Origin of the sequence: Actinotalea sp. JY-7876, from assembly GCF_014042015.1 — a bacterium.
GTDB lineage: Bacteria > Actinomycetota > Actinomycetes > Actinomycetales > Cellulomonadaceae > Actinotalea.
Map to the genome: position 1 here is coordinate 3080907 of NZ_CP059493.1, position 18623 is coordinate 3099529.

Here is an 18623-nt window from a genome sequence, read left to right on the forward strand (position 1 = left end):
AGGTCAGCCGCCACTGCCGGGCGAGACACCTTGCCACCGCGATGCCGGGCGCGGCATCATCCGTGTTTCAGACCTTGCTCAGACCGTCGACGAGGACACCCATGAGCCACGCAGGACCTGCCCCGTCCGCGCGCCGCGCGCGCCGCCGCGTCCCGGGACCGACGCGATGAGGATCGAGCGGGCCGACGTCGTCGTCACGAGCCCCGGCCGCAACTTCGTCACGCTGCGCCTGGAGACGACCGACGGCCTCGTCGGCCTCGGGGACGCGACGCTCAACGGGCGCGAGCTGTCCGTGGCCTCCTACCTGCGCGACCACGTGGCGCCGCTGCTCGTCGGCCGCGACGCGCGCAACATCGAGGACACCTGGCAGTACCTCTCGCGCGGGGCCTACTGGCGGCGCGGGCCCGTGACCATGACGGCGATCGCCGCCGTCGACATGGCGCTGTGGGACCTCAAGGGCAAGGCCGCCGGCATGCCCGTCTACCAGCTGCTCGGGGGCCGCAGCCGGCGGGGCGCGCTCGCGTACGGGCACGCGTCCGGCACGACGCTCGACGCGCTCATGGTCTCGATCCGCAACCACCTCGACCGCGGGTTCCGCGCGATCCGGCTGCAGACCGGCGTGCCCGGGCTCGGCAAGGTCTACGGCGTCGGGACGGACCAGGGCGTCGGTCAGAAGTACGACTACGAGCCCGCCGGACGCACGGCGGCGCCGGTCGAGGAGGACTGGGACACCCGCGCCTACCTGCGCCACATCCCGTCCGTCTTCGAGGCGGTCCGGGCCGAGTTCGGCCCCGAGCTGCCGCTGCTGCACGACGCGCACCACCGGCTGTCCCCGAACGAGGCCGCCCAGCTGGGCCGCAGCCTCGAGCCGTACGACCTGTTCTGGCTCGAGGACGTCACGCCCGCGGACAACCCCGAGGCGCTGCGGCGCGTCCGCGCGATGACCACGACGCCGCTGGCCATCGGCGAGGTGCTCACGAGCATCCACGACTACCGCCAGCTCATCACCGAGCAGCTGATCGACTTCGTCCGGTCCTCGCCCGCCCACGCGGGCGGCATCACCGGGGTCAAGAAGCTCATGGACCTCGCCGCGCTGTACGGGATCCGGTCCGGCTTCCACCAGCCGACCGACATCTCCCCCGTCGGCATGGCCGCCGCCCTGCACCTGGACATCGCCCTGCACAACTTCGGCATCCAGGAGTTCATGGAGCACAACGAGCGCACGCTCGAGGTGTTCCGCACCAGCTACACCTTCACCGACGGCCTCCTGGACCCCGGCGAGACGCCCGGCCTCGGCGTCGACCTGGACCTGGAGCTCGCGGCGCAGTTCGAGTACACCCCCGCGTACCTGCCCGTGAACCGCCTGCGGGACGGCACCCTGCACGACTGGTGACCCGGCGCGCGGCACGTACCCGAACGGGGGGACGCGCGAGCCGGGCCTCCGGTCCGCTCACAGACCCGGGCCCGGCTGCCGATGGTGCGGACATGGCGTCCGGTCCCACGCAGAACTACGACGACGCCTCCCTCGGCGCGTGGCGGCCGCGACCCGTGCTGGCGGCCGCGGTGCGGACCGCGACGTACGGCGCACCCGTGCTCGTGACCCTGGGGTTCGGCGCCGCGGCCGTGCGGTGGTTCCCGCCGTCGCGGCTGGGCCTGGACCCGTGGCTGTGGCTCCTGCTCGAGGTGCTCTGCGCGACGGCGCTGGTCATGGGCACCGGCGCGGCCCTGCGCCGGCTCCTGCCGCTGAGCGCGCTGCTGCGCCTGACCGCGTACTTCCCCGACCGTGCTCCCTCGCGGCTCGCGGTGGCACGGCGCACGTACTCGCCGGCCGCGCTCGAGACCGGCACGCTCGCGGCCCCCGGGGACCACGCGAGGCTCCTGCTCGACCTCGTGCGCCGGCTCGACGCCCACGACCGCACGACCTTCCGGCACTCCGAGCGCGTCCAGGCGTACAGCGCGCTCATCGGTGAGCGGCTCGGCCTGTCGCGCGACGACCTCGCGCGCCTCGCGTGGGCGGCCCTGCTGCACGACGTCGGCAAGCTCGCGGTGCCGGTGCCGGTCCTGACCAAGGCCGGGCGCCCGGACGACGCGGAGTGGGCGACGCTGGCCGAGCACCCCGCCCGCGGCGGGCACCTGGTCGCGTCGCTCGCCCCGTGGCTCGGGTCGTGGACCGACGCGGTCGCCCAGCACCACGAGCGCTGGGACGGCGCCGGCTACCCGACGAGGCTCGCGGGCACGCAGATCAGCCTCGCGGCACGCATCGTCGCCGTCGCGGACGCCTTCGACGTCATCACCTCCGCGCGGCCGTACAAGAAGCCGCTCTCGGCGGCGGCCGCACGGGCCGAGCTCACGCGCTGCGCCGGCACCCAGTTCGACCCCGCGGTCGTGCGGGCGCTGCTCGCCGTGGGCCTCGTCCGGCTCCGCCTCGTCGCGGGGCCCGTCTCGGCACTGGCGGCGCTGCCCGGCCTGCGCGCGGTCCCGGACGCCGCCGGCGCGGTGCCCTCGCTCGCCGCGGCCACGACCTCCGCCGTGGTGGCCGCCGGCCTCGTGGTCGCCGCGCCCGTCCTGGCTCCCGCTCCGCACGACCAGGGGACGGTCGGGTCCTCGGCGCACGCGACGCCGACCGGCGCACCCGCTGCGCTCGCGGCGCGCGGCGCGTCCGCGCCGGGCGGGTCGCCGGGCGCGTCCACGGCACCGGACGACGCCGCGGGCTCCGCACCGGGCGCCGAGGTCGCCGCCGACGCCGACCAGCGCGACGTCGCGTCCGCGGGCACGTCCGCCGAGGCGGGCACGGCCCCGGCGGAGCCCACGCCCGACGCGGCTCCGGCCACGACCGTCGCGGGCCCGCCGTCGGCCGGTGCCGCTCCCGGCGCTCCCGCGGCGCCCAGCGCCCGGCCCGCGACCCATGGCCCGAGCTCGGCCGCGCCGGGCCCTGCACCTGCGAAGCCCGCACCCCCGGTCACCAGCCCGCAGCCGGGCCCCGCCGCGCGGCCGTGCGAGCGCGCGCGGGCCGGTGCCACCGACCTGCGCGGCGCCGACCTCGCCGGCTGCGACCTGTCCGGGCTCGCGCTCACGGGGACCTGGGCCGGGGCCAAGCTGAACGGCGCGAGCCTGGTCGGGGCGACGCTCGTGGACCTCGACCTCACCGGGGCCAGGCTCCAGGGCGCCGACCTCACGCGTGCCACCGTGACGCGCGTGCGCTTCGACGACGCGGACCTGCAGGGCGCGACGTTCCGCGACGCGACGGTGACCGGCTCGAGCTTCACGGGGGCGGCCAAGGCGCGGTCCGCCCTGGCCGGCGCCCACGTGGACGGCGCGCCGCACGCGGGCTGAGACACGCGGACCGGGGCACGCGGACCGGCCCCGCACGCGACGAGCCCGCCGGTCCGGCACATGACGTGCCGGGCCGGCGGGCTCGATGGACTGCTCAGCGCAGGTGCGCGCCGCCGTTGAGGTCCAGGACCGCACCCGTGACGAAGCCCGGCTCCGTCGCGAGGTAGAGGACCGCCGCGGCGACGTCGTCGGGCGTGCCGCCACGCCCGACGAGCGTCCCGGCGATCGCCGCGCGCTGCCCGGCCTCGGGCGTGAAGCGCTCGTGGAACGGGGTGTCGCCGATGAAGCCGGGCGCCACGGAGTTGACCGTGATCCCGCGCGGGCCGAGCTCCTTGGCCAGGCCCCGCGTGAGGCCGTCGAGCCCCGCCTTCGACGCCGCGTACGCCGCCGCACCGGCGCCGCCGCCGTCCTGCCCGGCGAGCGACGAGATCGACACCACGCGCCCGCCGTCGGGCATCACGCCGATCGCGGCCTGCGTGACGAGGTACGCGCTCGTGAGGTTGAGGTCGAGCACCGCGTGCCAGTGCTCGGGCGCCATCTCGGCCAGGGGCGTGCGCGCCACCAGCCCGCCCGCGTTGTTGACGAGCACGTCGATGCGCCCGCCGAGGGCGCCCGAGGCGTGGAACACGATCTCGCGCACCGCCGCGGCGTCCGTCGCGTCGAGCTGGTAGGCGTGGGCCGCGCGGCCCATCGCCCGGAGCTCGGCGACGACGTCGGCCGCGTCGTGGGAGCGGTACGTCACCGCGACGTCCGCGCCGGCACGGCCGAGCGCGAGCGCGATCGCCCGCCCGATGCCCGTGCCGCCGCCCGTGACGAGGGCGGTGTGGCCCGCGAGCGGGGCGCCCGGGGCGCCCACCGGGCCGCTCACCGGTCCACCCGCGCGCCGCCGCCACCGGCGAGCTTGAGCACCTCGGCCTTGGTGACCATGGTGGTGTCGCCCGGCGTCGTCATCGCGAGCGCACCGTGCGCCGCGCCGTACTCCACGGCCGTCTGGAGCGGCTGGCCGTCGAGCAGCCCGTAGATCAGGCCCGAGGCGAAGGAGTCGCCACCGCCCACGCGGTCGAGGATCTCGAGCCGCTCGCGGTAGGTGGACTGCACCACGCCGGTCTCGCGGGACCAGGCCAGGGCGCCCCAGTCGTTGCTGCTGGCCGAGTGCACGGTCCGCAGGGTCGTGCCGATCACCTGGAAGTTCGGGTAGGCCGCCGCCGCCTTCTCGATCATCGCGGCGAACGCGTCGACCTCGATCGCGGAGATGTTCTCGTCGACGCCCTCGACCTCGAAGCCGAGCGAGGCGGTGAAGTCCTCCTCGTTGCCGATCATGACGTCGACGTGCTCGGCGATGCGCTTGTTGACCTCCTGCGCCTTCGCGTGGCCGCCGATCGACTTCCACAGCGACGGGCGGTAGTTGAGGTCGTACGAGACCACGGTGCCGTGGCGCTTGGCGGCCGTGACCGCCTCGACGACGACCTCCGCCGTCGTCTCGCTGAGCGCGGCGTAGATGCCGCCCGTGTGCAGCCAGCGCACGCCGAGGTCACCGAACAGGTGGTCCCAGTCGACGTCGCCCGGGGCCATCTGCGAGGCGGCCGTCAGGCCGCGGTCCGAGACGCCGACGGCGCCGCGCACGCCGAAGCCGCGCTCGGTGAAGTTGAGGCCGTTGCGCACCCCGCGGCCGATGCCGTCGTAGGGAACCCACTGGATGAACTGGGTGTCGAGCCCGCCGGTGAGGATGAAGTCCTCGACGAGGCGGCCGACCTCGTTGTCCGCGAGCGCGGTGACGACCGCGCCGCGCAGGCCGAAGGCCCGGCGCAGGCCGCGCGTGACGTTGTACTCGCCGCCGCCCTCCCAGGCCTTGAAGGAGCGGGCGGTGCGGATGCGGCCCTCGCCCGGGTCGAGGCGGAGCATCACCTCGCCGAGGGAGACGGCGTCGTAGCGGCACTCGTCCGCGGGACGGATGGTCAGGCTGGTCATGTCGTCGTCCTTAGTCTGGGGTGGGACCGGGGTGGCGGGTCAGGAGCGCTGGGTCAGCGCGACGGCCTCGGCGGTGAGGCGCGTGACGGTGTCGAAGTCGCCCGCGCGGACGAGGTCCTTCGCGACCATCCACGAGCCGCCGACGGCGACGACGGACGGCACGTCGAGGTACTCGTGCAGGTTGGACGCGCTGATGCCGCCGGTCGGCACGAACGTCACGCCGCCGAACGGGGCGGCGAGCGCCGCGATCGCCTTGGCGCCACCGGACGTGCCGGCCGGGAAGAACTTCACGGTCGTCAGGCCGAGCTCGAGCGCGGCCTGGATCTCGGTCGCGGTCACGGCGCCGGGCAGGGGCAGCACGCCGTGCTCGCGGCACCGCTCGACGACCGCGCGGCTGAGGCCGGGCGAGACGACGTAGTCGGCGCCCGCCGCCACCGCCTGGTCGACCTGCTCGACCGTCAGGACGGTGCCGGCACCGACGAGGATGTCGCCGCGCGCGCTCATGGCGCGGATGGCGTCCTGCGCGGCGGCGGTCCGGAACGTCACCTCGGCCACGGGCAGGCCGCCGGCGACGAGCGCCGCGGCCAGCGGGTCGGCGTCCTTCGCGTCGTCGAGCACGACGACCGGGACGAGGCGTGCGGCGCTGAGGGCTTCCAGAGTGGTCGACATCGATCCATCCGTTCTCGGTGATGCTGCTGAGCCCGGACGTCGGCGACCAGGCGTTTCGGTAGGCGGAACGTCTGTGCCGCTCTCCGGAATCAGGATGCCATGCTCCGGACCCGTCCTCAACCGGCGCCGCGCCGGACGACGGGTCAGGCGACGGCGGGCAGCGCGAGGCCGGCCGGCAGGAGCGGCGGCAGCACCTCGCGCATGGTCCGGTGCAGGTCCGTGACGCGTCCGGGCCGCATCCGCTCGGCCGGCGCCGTGACGCTGACGGCCGCGACGGCGACGCCCGAGCGCAGCAGCGGCACCGCGACGCAGCTGATCCCGGCCTCGTTCTCCTGGTCCTCCGTGGCGTAGCCGACCACGCGGGCGCGCTCGATGACCGCCCACACGTGGTCGGCGTCGACCGGCACGTCCCCGGCGGCCCGCACGTACCCCGCGAGCGTGGTCGCGTCGGTCCCCCGGTACGCGAGCAGCGCCCGCCCGAGCGCCGTCGTGACCGCGGGGCTGCGGCGCCCGATCGCGGACCACACGCGCACCGAGCGCTCCGGCTCGACCTTGTCGAGGTAGACGACGTGGGTCCCGCTCAGCACGCCGAGGTGGACCAGCTCGTCGGCCGCCCCGCACAGCGCGGTCAGGGCGGGGTGCAGCAGGACCGGCAGGTTCTCCTCGCCGAAGTAGTCGTCGGCGAGCTGCGTCGCGGCGGTGCCCAGCGCGTAGGCGCCGCTCACGGGGTCCTGCACGACGAAGCCCCGGAAGCGCAGGGCGGCGAGCGTGCGGTGCACCGTGGTCTTGTTCAGGCCGAGGCCCGCGGCGAGCTCGGCCAGGCCGCTCCCGCGCGGGCCCGCGCCGGCCAGCGCCTGCAGGACGAGGAGCGCTCGGTCGACCGCCTCGACGGGCGACGTCGCGCCGTCGGTGGCGGTGTGCGGGTCGGCAGCCATGCGCCCAGGGTAGGAGGCCGCCCCCGTCACCGGCCCCGTCGCCACCGCGCGAGCGCGTCGGGGTTCAGGACGTGGGCCGGGACGCGCCCCTGCGCGACGTCCACGAGGGCCTCGACGACGCTCGTCGAGACGTCACGCGTGAAGTCCTCGGTCCAGCACAGCGCGTGCGGCGTGACCACGACGTTCGGCAGGTGCAGCAGCGGGTCGTCGGGGGCGGGCGGCTCCGGGTCGAGCACGTCGAGCGCCGCACCGGCGATGCGCCCGGTGACGAGCGCGGCGGTCAGCGCCGCGTGGTCCACGAGCCCGCCGCGGGCCACGTTGACGAGGTGGGCGGTCGGGCGCATCCCCGCGAGGAACGCCGCGTCGACCATGCCCCGCGTGCCGTCGGTCAGGGCCGCCGTCAGCACCACGTAGTCGGACTCGGCGGTCAGCCGGTCGAGCGGCACGAGCTCGACCCCGAGCGCCTGCGCCCGCCCGGGGTCCGCGAACGGGTCGCTGGCCAGCACCCGCACGCCCAGCGGCGCGAGGAGCGTGACGAGGTCCGCCCCGACGCCGCCGAGCCCGACGATGCCGACCGTGCGGCCCGCGACGCCGGCGCCGCGGTAGCGCCCCCGGTCCGTCCACCGGCCCGACGTCGCCGCGGCGTGGTTCTCCACGAGCCGGTGCGCCACGGCCAGCAGGAGCGTCAGGGCCGAGAGCGCGAGGGGCCGGCGCACGGCCAGCGGCGTGTTCGTCACGACGACGCCCTCCGCGGCGAGGCCGTCGAGGTCGATGCCGTCGTAGCCGGCACCGAAGCGCGCCACGTGCTTGAGGCGCGGGGCGGCCTGCACGAGCGTGCGCGGGAAGGGCGCGTGCCCGAAGGCCAGGACGGCGTCGTACCCGTCCGCGAGCGCGGGCGTCAGCGCGTGCGCGCTCTCGGGCGCCATGATCTCCCACTCCAGCCCCGCCGCGGTCAGACGCTCGAGCCGGACGTCGCCGAAGACGGCCGACCCGTCCGGGCGCAGGCAGTCCGCCGTCACGCCGACGCGGTACGGCGTCGCGGGGGTGGGGCCCTGGTCGGCGGTCGTCGTCATCGCTGCACCTCTCGAATGGTCCGATCTCTGGCCCGGCCTCGCCGGACGCGTATGCGACCCTAGCGCGCCAGCCCCCCGGATTCATCTGATGAATGCGGTACGGTGCGGGCACGCACCCTCTGGAGGACAGCATGAAGATCACCCACGTCGAGATCGAGGACGTCCGCTTCCCGACCTCGCTCACGGCCGACGGCTCGGACGCGATGAACAAGGACGGCGACTACTCCGCCGCCTACGTCGTCCTGCGCACCGACGGGACGGCGCCGGACGGGACGCCCCTGGCCGGCTACGGCCTGACCTTCACCACGGGTCGCGGCAACGACATCGTCGCGATGGCCGCGCGCCAGCAGGCCGCGCTCCTCGTCGGGCGCGACGTCGAGGCCATGGTCGCGGACATGGGCGGCGTCTACCGCGACCTGACCGCCGACGCCCAGATCCGCTGGCTCGGGCCGGAGAAGGGCGTCGTCCACCTGTCGCTCTCCGCCGTCATGAACGCCGCGTGGGACCTGGCCGGACGCCTCGCGGGCAAGCCCGTGTGGCGCCTGCTCGCCGACATGACCCCCGAGCAGCTCGTCGACGTGGCGGACCTGCGCTACCTGTCCGACGCCCTGACGCGCGACGAGGCGATCGCGCTGCTCCGCGCGCAGGAGTCCGGCAAGGCCGGGCGCATCGCCGAGCTCGAGCGCACCGGCTACCCCTGCTACACGACGTCGGCCGGGTGGCTCGGCTACAGCGACGAGAAGCTGCGGCGCCTGTGCCAGGAGGCGGTCGACGCCGGCTACCGGCACGTCAAGCTCAAGGTGGGCGCCAACCTCGAGGACGACATCCGGCGCTGCGCCATCGCGCGCGAGGTCATCGGCCCGGACCGGGTCCTGATGATCGACGCCAACCAGGTCTGGGACGTGGACCAGGCGATCGAGTGGACCAACGCCCTCGCGCAGTTCGACCTGCTGTGGATCGAGGAGCCGACGAGCCCCGACGACATCCTCGGGCACGCCGCGATCCAGCGCGGTGTCGCGCCCGTCGGCGTCGCGACCGGCGAGCACTGCCACAACCGGGTGATGTTCAAGCAGTTCATGCAGGCCGGCGCGCTCGACTTCTGCCAGCTCGACGCGGGCCGGCTCGCGAGCCTGAACGAGATCGTCGCGGTGCTCCTCCTGGCCGCGAAGTTCGGCGTGCCGGTGTGCCCGCACGCCGGCGGAGTCGGCCTGTGCGAGATGGTCCAGCACGTCTCGATGCTCGACTTCGTGGCCGTCTCCGGCACGCGCGAGGGACGGGTCACGGAGTTCGTCGACCACCTCCACGAGCACTTCACCGACCCCTGCGTGGTGCAGGACGCCGCCTACGTGCTGCCCAGTCTGCCGGGCTACTCGACGCAGATGCACGAGGCGTCGGTCGCCGAGTTCCGCTACCCGGACGGGGCGTACTGGGCCGGACGCCTCGCCGCCGTGTGACCGCCCGGCATACTCCTGGCATGTCACGGACGGACCAGGTGGTCGACGGCGTCACCGCGATGATCCTCGACGGCCGCCTGGGCCCGGGCCAGCGGCTGCCCGTCGAGAAGGACCTGGCCGAGGCCCTCGGGGTCTCGCGGGGCTCGCTGCGCGAGGGCATGCGGGCCCTGTCCGTCCTCGGCGTGGTCGAGATGCGCCAGGGCGACGGGTCGTACGTGACGGCGCTCGAGCCGGGGCTCCTCGCGGCCCCGCTCGGGCTCGTCGTCGAGCTCCAGGCCGCGGGGCACGCCCTGCACGTGCACGCGGTGCGCCGCCTGCTCGAGACGGAGGTGGCCGGGCTCGCCGCGGCCGCCGCGCGGGCCCCCGGGACGGACCTCGCGGCGGCGCGGGGCGCGCTCGACGACGGCGCGGCGGTGCTCGCCCGCGCCCAGGGCGCCGCGGACGACGACGTCGACCACGAGGCCCTGCTGGCCGCGGACCTCGCGTTCCACCACGCGCTCGCGAGCGCGTGCGGCAACCCGGTCCTCGCCGCCCTCGCCGACGCGATGGGCGGCCGCACGGCCCGCCACCGGCTGTGGCGCGGCGTCACGGACCCCGAGGCGGACCGGCGCACGCAGCGCCAGCACGAGGCGATCCTGGACGCGGTGGCCGAGGGCGACGTCGAGCGCGCGCGCGTGCGCATGTCCGCGCACCTGCTCGAGGTGGAGGACTTCCTGCGCACGCGCGACGCGACCGACTGACGGCGGCGGGCCGACGTCAGCGGGCGAGCCAGCCCCCGTCGACGGCGAGCACCTGGCCGTGCACGTAGGCGGCGGCCGGCGAGGCGAGGAACACCACGACGTTGCCGATGTCCTCGGGCCGGCCCCACCGGCCCGCGGGGATGCGCACGGACAGCTGCTCGAGGCGCACGGGGTCGGCGAGCAGCGCCGTGTTCATCTCCGTCGCCATGTAGCCCGGCGCGACGGCGTTGACGTTCACGCCCTTGGCCGACCACTCGTTGCACAGCGCCTTGGTCAGCTGCGCGACGGCGCCCTTGCTGGCCGCGTACGCGGGCACCGTGAGCCCGCCCTGGAAGGACAGCAGCGACGCGAGGTTGACGATCTTGCCCTCGCCGCGCTCGAGCATCGGCCGGCCGAACAGCTGGCACAGCTGGAAGACCGAGCGCAGGTTCACGTCGATGACCCGGTCCCACGCCTCGAGGGGGAACTCGGCCGCCGGGTAGCGGTCCTGCGTGCCCGCGTTGTTGACGAGCACGTCGACCCGGTGCGCGGCCAGGACCCGCTCGGCGGTCGCCGCGATGGCGTCGCCGTCGGCCAGGTCGAGGGTCTCGAAGAAGACCCGCCGCCCGAGCCGCGCGGCGTGCTCCCCGAGCTCGGCGGGGAGCGGGTTGCGCCCGAGCACGACGACGTCGGCGCCGGCCTCGAGGAAGGCCTCCGTGATGCCCCGCCCGAGCCCGCGCCCGCCGCCGGTGACGACGGCCGTGCGGCCGGTGAGGTCGAAGGGGTTCGTCATGCGTCTGCCATCCCGTCCAGCGGAGTCACCAGGACCTTGAGGCAGTCCTGGCCCGACGTGGCGGCCGCGAACGCGGCCTCGACGTCGGCGAGGTCGAAGGCCTTGGTCGGGAACCCGGCCAGGCCCAGCGCGTCCGTCGCGATGAGCTCGATCGCCCGCGCGACGTCGGCCGAGGTGTACACGCGCACCCCGACCATCGACTGCTCCTTGAAGCAGACCGCCTGCAGGTCGATCGGCGTCGGCTGCTTGTAGACGCCGACGATGACGATCCGGCCCAGCACGCGCGTGGTCGCGGCGAGCTCGGCGGCGACCGACGGGTGCGCGGCGGAGTCGAACGTGGTGTCCGCACCCTCGCCGTCGGTCAGGGGCGCGAGCACCTGCGCCATCGTGGCGCCCTCGGGCACGACGGTGAACCCCAGGTCGGCCGCGACCTGCCGGCGCCAGGGGCTCGGCTCGGTGATGACGACCGTCCCGGCACCGGCGTGGCGCGCGACGAGCGCCGTGAGCACCCCGATCGGTCCCGCGCCGTACACGGCGACCGTGTCCCCCGGCTGCATGCCGGACAGGTCGACCGCGTGCACGGCGACGGCCAGCGGCTCGGCCAGCGCAGCGGTGCGCGGGTCCACGCCCGCGGGCACCTCGTGCAGCACCTCGGGCGGGAGCGCGACGTACTGCGCCATGCCCCCGGGTGCGTCGATGCCGTAGAGGCCGAGGCGGCGGCACACGTGGCCGTGGCCGTCGCGGCACGCCTTGCACTCACCGCAGCTGATGAGGGGCTCGACGATCACCAGGGCGCCCTCGCGCGGACCGGTGGCGCCGGCGCGCTCGACCCACCCGGACATCTCGTGGCCGGTCACCAGCGGCGCCTGGGCGCGCGGGTGCTTGCCGTGCAGGATCGACAGGTCCGTGCCGCAGATCCCGTTGTACGCGATCTTCACCAGGGCCCAGCCCTCGGGCACCTCGGGCAGCCCGACCTCGGCCACCTCGACCTCGTCGGTGCCCGTCCATACCGCCGCTCGCATCGTGCTCATCTCACGCTCCTGCCCCGGCCGCGGGAGCGCAGCCCTCGTTGCGGCCGGGTGCACCGAGCACCTCGGGGTTGACGACGTTGCGCGGGGCGCGGCCCGCGCACACGTCGATGACGTTCGCGACCGTGCGGCGCTTCAGCTCGACGTAGGACTCCTCCGAGTACCACGCCAGGTGCGGCGTCAGGACGACCGAGTCGAGGTCCATGAGCGGGTGGCCCACGGGCAGCGGCTCGGTCTCGTGCACGTCGATCGCGGCGGCCCGGATGCTGCCGGTCCGCAGCGCCTCGACGAGCGCCGCCGTGTCCACGACGCCGCCCCGGCTCGTGTTCACCAGGATCGCGTCGGTGCGCATGCGCGCGAGCTCGGCGGCGCCGATCATGCCGCGCGTCGTCTCGTCGAGCGGCGTGTGGAGCGAGACCACCTGCGAGCGCTCGAGCAGCTCGTCCAGGCTCACCGACGGGAAGCCGTGGAACGTGGCCGCCCCGGGCTCCGCCGCGACGTCGTAGCCGATCACCTCGTAGCCCAGCCCGGCCGCCTTGCGCGCCGTGGCGGTGCCGATGAGGCCCATGCCGACGACGCCGAACACGCGTCCGCGCGTCTGGTAGGCGGGTCGGATGACGGCCAGGTCGAACGAGCCCGCGCGCATGCCGCGGTCCAGCCGCGGGATGCCGCGCGCCGCCGCGAGCGCCATGCCGATCGCGTGGTCGGAGACCGACTCGGTGCCGTAGTCCGGCACGTTGCACACGGCGATGCCGCGCTCGGTCGCCGCCGCGACGTCCACCGAGTCGACGCCCACGCCGTAGCGACCGATCGCCTTGAGCCGGGGCAGCGCGTCCATGATCTCGGCGGTGATCGTCGCGTACTGGACGAGGATCGCGTCCGCGTCCGCGGCGTTCGCCACGAGCTCCTCGGGCGTCGCCGACTGGGTGAGCACGACCTCGGCCCCGGCCGGTCCGGCGACCTCGTGCTCCGCGTCGAACGAGTCGTGGTCGCACTCGGTGATGACGATCCTCATCGCGCGAGCCAGCCGCCGTCGACCGGCAGGATCGCCCCGTGCACGTAGTCGGCGGCACGCGAGGACAGGAACAGCACGGCGCCGGCGATGTCGGACGCCTCGGCCCAGCGGGCGGCCGGGATCCGGTCGAGGATCGCCTTGCTGCGAGCGGCGTCCTGGCGCAGGTCGTGCGTGTTGGCCGTGGCCACGTAGCCCGGCGCGACCGCGTTGACGTTGACGCCCTTGTCGGCCCACTCGTTGGCGAGCGCCTTGGTCAGCCCTGCGACGGCCGACTTCGAGGACGTGTAGCCCGGGACGTTGATGCCACCCTGGAAGCTGAGCATCGACGCCGTGTTGACGATCTTGCCGTGGCCGCGCTCGATCATCGTCCGGCCCACCTCGCGCGAGAGCGTGAAGGTGGCGCGCAGGTTGACGTCGACGACGTAGTCGAAGTCCTCGTCGGAGTGCATCGCGGCCGGCGTGCGGCGGATGGTGCCACCGTTGTTGACGAGGATGTCCACGCCGCGGCCGGCGAGGTCGGCGGCGAGCGCCGTGACCTCGGACCGCACCGAGAAGTCGGCGCGCAGCGGCGTGAACGCCCGGCCGTGCCCCTCGACGGCGGTCCGCACGTCGCTGTCGCCCTCGGGCATGTCGTGGCTGACGCCGATGATGTCCGCGCCGGCGGCCGCGAGCCCCTCGGCGATCGCCAGGCCGATGCCCTGGCTCGCGCCCGTGACGACGGCCGTCTGCCCCTCGAGGGAGAACAGGCCGGTGAGGTACTCGCTGGTGGTGCTGGTCATGTCGGGCTCTCTTCCGTGGGTGGTGCGGTCAGGCGCGGTGGCCCAGGGCCGCGGAGATGCGGGCGGCCGTCTCGACGACCGCGGGGGCGAGCGCCTCGAGCTGCACGTAGGTGTACTCGAGGGCGAGGGTGGAGATGCTGAGGCCGTACCGGGTGGTCCCGGTGTGGTCGCGGATCGGTGCTGCCACGCACACGACGCCGGGGACGTTCTCCTGCCAGTCGAAGCCGTAGCCGTCCCGGCGGATCTGCGCGAGCTCCTCGCGGAGCCGCTCGATCGTGGTGATCGTGTCCGGCGTCCGCCGCGGCAGGCCCGCCCGGGCGACGAATCGCTCGACGTCGTCGTCGCTGTACGAGGCGAGGACGACCTTGCCGATCCCCGAGGAGTGCATCGGGATGGCGTGCCCGACACGCGACGGCATCTGGTACGGCTTGTCCGAGTCCATGCGGACCAGGTAGACGATCTCGTCGCCGTTGGCGACGCCGACGTGCGAGGTGCAGTGGACCCGGTCGACGAGGTCACCGACGAAGGGCTGGGCGATCGCCGAGATGTCGAGGCGCTGCAGCGCCTGGCCCGCGAGGGCCAGGATCTGCGGCCCCGGCTGGTAGGTGCCGTCCGGCGTGACGACGATGAAGCCCCGGTCCACCAGGGTGGCGAGGATCCGGTGCGTCGTCGCCTTGGCCAGGCCGGTCGCCTCGACGACGTCGGTGAACCGTGGGTGACGGAGCGCGGCCTCGAGCACGAGCAGCGTCTTCTCGCTCGCGCTCGCCTTGTCGTCGGCGCGGCCCGTGGGCAGCACCGACGTCGGGCGGGAGTTCTCGGGGGCCATCGTCGTCACCTGTCTCGGAACGGCTCGGTCAGCGCATGACGGTGATCGGGAACCCGTCCATGTCGTCGAACGACTGATTCTCCCCGGCCATGGCCCAGACGAAGCTGTAGCTGGCCGTGCCGACACCCGAGTGGACGGACCAGCTGGGCGAGATGATCGCCTCCTGGTTCGCGACGACCAGGTGCCGGGTCTCGTCCGGGCGGCCGAGGATGTGGATGACGCGGGCGTCCTCCGGCAGGTCGAAGTAGAGGTAGGCCTCCATCCGGCGGTCGTGGGTGTGCGCCGGCATGGTGTTCCACATGCTGCCGGGGTGCAGCGTGGTGACGCCCATGACGACCTGGCAGGAGCGCACGCCGTTCTCGTGGATGTACTGGTTCAGCGTGCGCCGGTTCGAGGTCAGCGGGTCGCCGAGCTCGCGCACCGTGCCCTGGCCGGCCTCGACCAGCGTCGTCGGGTAGGCGGTGTGCGCGGGCGCCGAGACGAGGTAGAACCGGGCGGGGCCGGCCTCGCCCGCCGCGTCCGCGGAGGTGAAGGTGACGTCGCGCGCGCCGCGCCCGACGTAGAGGCACGAGCCGTGGGTGAGCGTGAAGTCTGTGCCGTCGACCGTCACGGTGCCGGTGCCGCCGACGTTGACGATGCCCGCCTCGCGGTGCTCGAAGAAGAACTCGGAGCGGATCTCGGGGAACGTCCCCAGCGTGACGGGGCCGGCCACCGGCAGGGCACCGGCGAGCACGACGCGGTCGTGGTGCGTGTAGACGGCGTTGACCTCGTCGGCGACGAAGAGGCCCGGCACGAGGTACCGGCGCCGCATCTCCTCGGTGTCCATCCCGGGGATCTGCTCCGGGCTGGTGGCGTATCGCTGTTCCATGACTCTCTCTCCTGGGGTGGGCCGGGTCCGGCCGGGGTGCTGCGCGGCGCGGGCCGCGCAGCACCCCTATAAGTACTGTCGGGATCAGCTGGGTCGGGCACCCGTCACGGGGTCACCAGGCCGAGCTGAGTGGGCAGCCACATGGACAGGCTCGGCGTGAAGATCACCATGAGGAGCACCAGCACGAGGGCCCCGAAGAAGGGCAGCAGCCGCCGGATGACCGCCTCGATGGAGATGTTGGCGACCTTGGCGCCGACGAAGAGGATCGGCCCGACCGGTGGTGTGATCGTCCCGATCGACAGGTTGAAGACCATCATGATCCCGAAGTGGACCGGGTGGATCCCCATGGCGGTGACGATCGGCAGGAAGATCGGCGTGAAGATCAGCACCGCCGGCGTCGGGTCCATGAAGCACCCGAGGATCAGCAGGATCACCGCGATGAGCAGCAGGATGACGACCGGGTTGGTGCTGACCGAGAAGATCGCCTCGGACGCCATCTGCGGGATCCGGGCGAACGACATCACGAAGCCCATGATCGAGGACACGCCCACGAGGAACATGACGACGGCGGTCGTGCGCGCCGCGTCCATGAGCATCTTGGGCAGCTGGCTGACCTTGATGGTGCGGTAGATGAAGGACAGCACGAGCGAGTACACGACCGCGATGTTCGAGCCCTCGGTCGGCGTGAAGTAGCCGAGCAGGATGCCGCCGATGACGACGACGATGAGGAGCAGCGCGGGCACGGCCGCGAGGATCGTCTTGGCGCCCTGCGCGAAGGTGATCCGCTCGGTGACCTTGAGCTCGGGACGCTTGCGTGCGTAGAGGTAGACGATGATCATGCACGCGATCGCCCACATCGCACCGGGGATGTAGCCGGCCACGAACAGGGCGGCGACCGAGGCGCTCGAGACGAGCGAGTAGACGATCATCAGGTTGCTGGGCGGGATGATCATGCCGGCCGGGGCCGAGGCGATGTTCGTCGCGGCGGCGAAGGACTTGTTGTAGCCCTCACGCGCCTGGATCGGGCCGATGGTCGAGCCGATGGCGGCCGCGGCCGCCACCCCGGAGCCGGACACCGCGCCGAACAGCGCGTTGGCCGCGATGTTCGTCTGGGCCAGCGAGCCGGGCATCCGGCCGACCATCACCTTGGCGGCGTTGACGAGCCGTAGGGCTATCCCGCCTTGGTTCATGATCACACCGGCGAGCACGAAGAACGGGATGGCGAGCAGGGGGAAGGAGTTGATGCCGCGGAAGACCTGCTGCGCGGCCGTGAGGACGCCGTTCTCGACCCCGAGGGCCGTGAACATCGCGATGAGGGACGAGAGGCCGACGGCGATGCTGATGGGCGCGCCGAGGAGCAGGAAGACGGCGATGCCGCCGAGCAGGATGAGTGCGGCGAGTGCTGCGGGGTCCATGGGTCAGCCCTTCACAGGACGTCAGGCTCGGCGTCCTCGACGGCGCGCTCCGCGCCGGTGAGGATCCTGACCAGGTGGTAGACGGTGTAGAGGGCGATGAGCACCCCGGAGATCGGCAGCGCGAGGTAGAGCGGGCCGACGTTGACCGGCAGGCCGGTGAGGTTCTGCTCCCACGCCAGGTCGACGACGCGCAAGCCGCCCCACAGGAGCACCAGCCCGGTGAACGCGAGGATCGACAGCTGCACGATGACCGCGACGACCTTCTGGGCGGCCGCGGGCAGCTTCTTCACGGCGAAGTCGACGGCGATGTGGCCGCGCTCGCCGAAGACGAGAGCCGACCCGAAGAGGCCGAGCCAGATGAACAGGTACTTGGCCAGCTCCTCCGACCAGCCGCTCGGCTGGTCGAGGACCTGCCGGGCGAAGACCTGCCAGGCGACGTCGACCACGAGCAGTGCGAACAGCACCACGCAGGCCCACATCAGCACGCGGTCGAGCACGAGCTTTGCTGTGTTCATGGTTCGAGCCTCTTCGGGTCGGTGTCGGTCACTCGGCCGCGGCGCGGACCTGGTCGTAGATGCCGCGCGTCACGTCGTTCGTGAGCTTCGCCTCGGTCAGCGGGGCGATGACCTCGGCGAACGCGTCGGCGTCGACCTCGTTGAAGGTCGCGCCGGCCGCCTCGGCGGCCTCGATCGCCTCGCTGACCTGCTCCGTCCAGAGCTCGGCCTCGTGCACGCGGGCCTCCTCGAGCAGCTCGAGGAAGATCTCCTGGTGCTCCTCCGTCATCGCGTCGAAGACGGCGGGGCTGATGATCAGGTAGTCCGGGAACATGAGGTGGCGCGTGTAGCTGAAGTACGGCGCGACCTCGGCGTGCTTGAGGTTGGAGTAGATGAGCTCGTTGTTCTCGCCGCCGTCGAGCACGCCGGACTGGATGGCCGTGTAGACCTCGCCCTGGCCCATCGGGGTGCCCGTGCCACCCATGAGCCTGAGCATCTCGATGTTGGTGTCGGACTCGATGACGCGGATCTTCATGCCCGCCATGTCCTCGGGCGTGTTGATCGGCTTCTCGGAGTTGTAGACCGACCGGACGCCGCCGTGGAACGCGCTGACGACCTTGATGCCCTCGTCCTCGAGCGAGGAGTACAGGTCCCCGACGATCTCCGGGTCGTTCGTCGTCTCGCTCTGGTGCTCCGCCGAGTCGAAGACGAACGGCAGGTTGAACACGACGAAGTCGGGGTTGAAGTTCTCGAGCAGCGGGCCGCCGACGTAGGCCATCTCGATCGTGCCGGCCTGGACGAGCTCGATGGTCTCGCGCTGGGCGCCGAGGGTCTCGTTCGGGAAGACCTCGATGTCGTACGCGCCGTCGGTCGCCTCGAAGAACTTGTCCCCGAGCTCGTCGAGCACGATGTACTGCGGGTGCGTCTCGGGCTGGTTGAACGCGGCCTTCATGACCAGCGTGTCCGCGCCTGCGACGGCGCCGCCGTCGTCGGTGCCCGTCGTCTCCTGCTCCACCGGGGTGGTGCCGGCGCTGCACGCGGTCAGCGCGAGCACCGACGCCCCGATGAGGGCGGTGATCGATGCGGCCTTGTTTCGCCTCATGGCATGAACTCCTTCGTCCGCTCACAGGGGCGTGAGCTGGGGGCGGTGCTGAGCACGGCCCGGCTGGGCTGTACCGGAACATCTGTGGTCGCGGTCCGTCTGACCTCGGCGTCAGTGCTTCGCCTAATGGAACTTAGTTCCGAAGCACGGAA

At 73.3% G+C, this 18623-nt stretch carries 18 protein-coding genes; 4 read left to right on the plus strand and 14 right to left on the minus strand.

Features of this window, described 5'->3' with window-relative positions; all coding sequences use genetic code 11:
* Window positions 1–166: 166 nt before the first annotated feature.
* The gene (gene manD, locus H2O74_RS14195) at window positions 167–1393 is read left to right on the plus strand and encodes a D-mannonate dehydratase ManD (RefSeq protein WP_182112166.1); all 1227 of its coding nucleotides are present in this window, start codon (window positions 167–169) and stop codon (window positions 1391–1393) included.
* Between the two features lie 92 nt (window positions 1394–1485).
* Window positions 1486–3333: an HD domain-containing phosphohydrolase gene (locus H2O74_RS16865; RefSeq protein WP_182112167.1), complete on the plus strand. Its 1848-nt coding sequence runs from the start codon at window positions 1486–1488 to the stop codon at window positions 3331–3333.
* Between the two features lie 94 nt (window positions 3334–3427).
* Here H2O74_RS16865 and H2O74_RS14205 read toward each other — a convergent pair whose 3' ends face one another.
* The 5 genes from H2O74_RS14205 to H2O74_RS14225 all read right to left on the minus strand — a co-directional run bounded on the left by H2O74_RS14205 (window position 3428) and on the right by H2O74_RS14225 (window position 7978).
* Window positions 3428–4201 (minus strand): SDR family NAD(P)-dependent oxidoreductase, encoded by a 774-nt coding sequence (locus tag H2O74_RS14205; RefSeq protein ID WP_255491651.1) that lies wholly within the window; start codon window positions 4199–4201, stop codon window positions 3428–3430.
* Window positions 4198–5301: a sugar kinase gene (locus tag H2O74_RS14210; RefSeq protein ID WP_182112168.1), complete on the minus strand. Its 1104-nt coding sequence runs from the start codon at window positions 5299–5301 to the stop codon at window positions 4198–4200. The genes H2O74_RS14205 and H2O74_RS14210 overlap by 4 nt, the downstream gene beginning before the upstream one ends.
* Window positions 5302–5340: 39 nt before the next feature.
* Window positions 5341–5970, minus strand: coding sequence for a bifunctional 4-hydroxy-2-oxoglutarate aldolase/2-dehydro-3-deoxy-phosphogluconate aldolase (eda, locus tag H2O74_RS14215; RefSeq protein ID WP_182112169.1), 630 nt, complete (start codon window positions 5968–5970; stop codon window positions 5341–5343).
* A 143-nt stretch (window positions 5971–6113) separates the two neighbouring features.
* Window positions 6114–6905: an IclR family transcriptional regulator gene (locus tag H2O74_RS14220; protein ID WP_182112170.1), complete on the minus strand. Its 792-nt coding sequence runs from the start codon at window positions 6903–6905 to the stop codon at window positions 6114–6116.
* A gap of 26 nt (window positions 6906–6931) precedes the next feature.
* Window positions 6932–7978, minus strand: a complete 1047-nt coding sequence (locus H2O74_RS14225; RefSeq protein WP_182112171.1) for an NAD(P)-dependent oxidoreductase — start codon at window positions 7976–7978, stop codon at window positions 6932–6934.
* 131 nt (window positions 7979–8109) lie between these two features.
* Here H2O74_RS14225 and H2O74_RS14230 point away from each other — a divergent pair, with 131 nt between their 5' ends.
* Together H2O74_RS14230 and H2O74_RS14235 are read left to right on the plus strand one after the other, a co-directional pair.
* Window positions 8110–9432, plus strand: coding sequence for an L-fuconate dehydratase (locus tag H2O74_RS14230; RefSeq protein WP_182112172.1), 1323 nt, complete (start codon window positions 8110–8112; stop codon window positions 9430–9432).
* A gap of 20 nt (window positions 9433–9452) precedes the next feature.
* Window positions 9453–10172, plus strand: coding sequence for a FadR/GntR family transcriptional regulator (locus tag H2O74_RS14235; protein WP_182112173.1), 720 nt, complete (start codon window positions 9453–9455; stop codon window positions 10170–10172).
* Window positions 10173–10188: 16 nt separating this feature from the next.
* On the opposite strand, the gene H2O74_RS14240 is transcribed toward H2O74_RS14235, so the two are convergent.
* The 9 genes from H2O74_RS14240 to H2O74_RS14280 all read right to left on the minus strand — a co-directional run bounded on the left by H2O74_RS14240 (window position 10189) and on the right by H2O74_RS14280 (window position 18471).
* Window positions 10189–10944: a glucose 1-dehydrogenase gene (locus tag H2O74_RS14240; protein WP_182112174.1), complete on the minus strand. Its 756-nt coding sequence runs from the start codon at window positions 10942–10944 to the stop codon at window positions 10189–10191.
* Entirely contained in the window at window positions 10941–11975 is a 1035-nt protein-coding gene (locus H2O74_RS14245) for a zinc-binding dehydrogenase (protein WP_182112175.1), read from the minus strand. The genes H2O74_RS14240 and H2O74_RS14245 overlap by 4 nt, the downstream gene beginning before the upstream one ends.
* A 1-nt stretch (window position 11976) precedes the next feature.
* Window positions 11977–12987: a C-terminal binding protein gene (locus tag H2O74_RS14250; protein ID WP_182112176.1), complete on the minus strand. Its 1011-nt coding sequence runs from the start codon at window positions 12985–12987 to the stop codon at window positions 11977–11979.
* Complete coding sequence (locus H2O74_RS14255; RefSeq protein ID WP_182112177.1) at window positions 12984–13766, minus strand: SDR family oxidoreductase; 783 nt, start codon at window positions 13764–13766, stop codon at window positions 12984–12986. Before H2O74_RS14255 ends, H2O74_RS14250 begins: the two co-directional genes overlap by 4 nt.
* 28 nt (window positions 13767–13794) lie before the next feature.
* Window positions 13795–14592 (minus strand): IclR family transcriptional regulator, encoded by a 798-nt coding sequence (locus H2O74_RS14260; RefSeq protein ID WP_182112178.1) that lies wholly within the window; start codon window positions 14590–14592, stop codon window positions 13795–13797.
* Between the two features lie 28 nt (window positions 14593–14620).
* Entirely contained in the window at window positions 14621–15460 is an 840-nt protein-coding gene (kduI, locus tag H2O74_RS14265) for a 5-dehydro-4-deoxy-D-glucuronate isomerase (protein WP_182112179.1), read from the minus strand.
* Between the two features lie 104 nt (window positions 15461–15564).
* On the minus strand, window positions 15565–16875 hold the full coding sequence (locus H2O74_RS14270; protein ID WP_182112180.1) for a TRAP transporter large permease: 1311 nt from the start codon (window positions 16873–16875) through the stop codon (window positions 15565–15567).
* Between the two features lie 11 nt (window positions 16876–16886).
* On the minus strand, window positions 16887–17390 hold the full coding sequence (locus tag H2O74_RS14275) for a TRAP transporter small permease (protein ID WP_182112181.1): 504 nt from the start codon (window positions 17388–17390) through the stop codon (window positions 16887–16889).
* Window positions 17391–17418: 28 nt separating this feature from the next.
* Complete coding sequence (locus H2O74_RS14280; protein ID WP_182112182.1) at window positions 17419–18471, minus strand: TRAP transporter substrate-binding protein; 1053 nt, start codon at window positions 18469–18471, stop codon at window positions 17419–17421.
* Window positions 18472–18623: the final 152 nt, after the last annotated feature.

Coding starts and splice junctions, on each gene's coding strand:
- H2O74_RS14240 (WP_182112174.1), bottom strand. CDS start 10,944: ATGACGAACCCCTTCGACCTCACCGGCCGCACGGCCGTCGTCACCGGC.
- H2O74_RS14220 (WP_182112170.1), bottom strand. CDS start 6,905: ATGGCTGCCGACCCGCACACCGCCACCGACGGCGCGACGTCGCCCGTC.
- H2O74_RS14280 (WP_182112182.1), bottom strand. CDS start 18,471: ATGAGGCGAAACAAGGCCGCATCGATCACCGCCCTCATCGGGGCGTCG.
- H2O74_RS14235 (WP_182112173.1), top strand. CDS start 9,453: ATGTCACGGACGGACCAGGTGGTCGACGGCGTCACCGCGATGATCCTC.
- H2O74_RS14245 (WP_182112175.1), bottom strand. CDS start 11,975: ATGAGCACGATGCGAGCGGCGGTATGGACGGGCACCGACGAGGTCGAG.
- H2O74_RS14255 (WP_182112177.1), bottom strand. CDS start 13,766: ATGACCAGCACCACCAGCGAGTACCTCACCGGCCTGTTCTCCCTCGAG.
- H2O74_RS16865 (WP_182112167.1), top strand. CDS start 1,486: ATGGCGTCCGGTCCCACGCAGAACTACGACGACGCCTCCCTCGGCGCG.
- H2O74_RS14230 (WP_182112172.1), top strand. CDS start 8,110: ATGAAGATCACCCACGTCGAGATCGAGGACGTCCGCTTCCCGACCTCG.
- kduI (WP_182112179.1), bottom strand. CDS start 15,460: ATGGAACAGCGATACGCCACCAGCCCGGAGCAGATCCCCGGGATGGAC.
- H2O74_RS14260 (WP_182112178.1), bottom strand. CDS start 14,592: ATGGCCCCCGAGAACTCCCGCCCGACGTCGGTGCTGCCCACGGGCCGC.
- H2O74_RS14225 (WP_182112171.1), bottom strand. CDS start 7,978: ATGACGACGACCGCCGACCAGGGCCCCACCCCCGCGACGCCGTACCGC.
- H2O74_RS14270 (WP_182112180.1), bottom strand. CDS start 16,875: ATGGACCCCGCAGCACTCGCCGCACTCATCCTGCTCGGCGGCATCGCC.
- H2O74_RS14210 (WP_182112168.1), bottom strand. CDS start 5,301: ATGACCAGCCTGACCATCCGTCCCGCGGACGAGTGCCGCTACGACGCC.
- manD (WP_182112166.1), top strand. CDS start 167: ATGAGGATCGAGCGGGCCGACGTCGTCGTCACGAGCCCCGGCCGCAAC.
- H2O74_RS14275 (WP_182112181.1), bottom strand. CDS start 17,390: ATGAACACAGCAAAGCTCGTGCTCGACCGCGTGCTGATGTGGGCCTGC.
- H2O74_RS14250 (WP_182112176.1), bottom strand. CDS start 12,987: ATGAGGATCGTCATCACCGAGTGCGACCACGACTCGTTCGACGCGGAG.
- eda (WP_182112169.1), bottom strand. CDS start 5,970: ATGTCGACCACTCTGGAAGCCCTCAGCGCCGCACGCCTCGTCCCGGTC.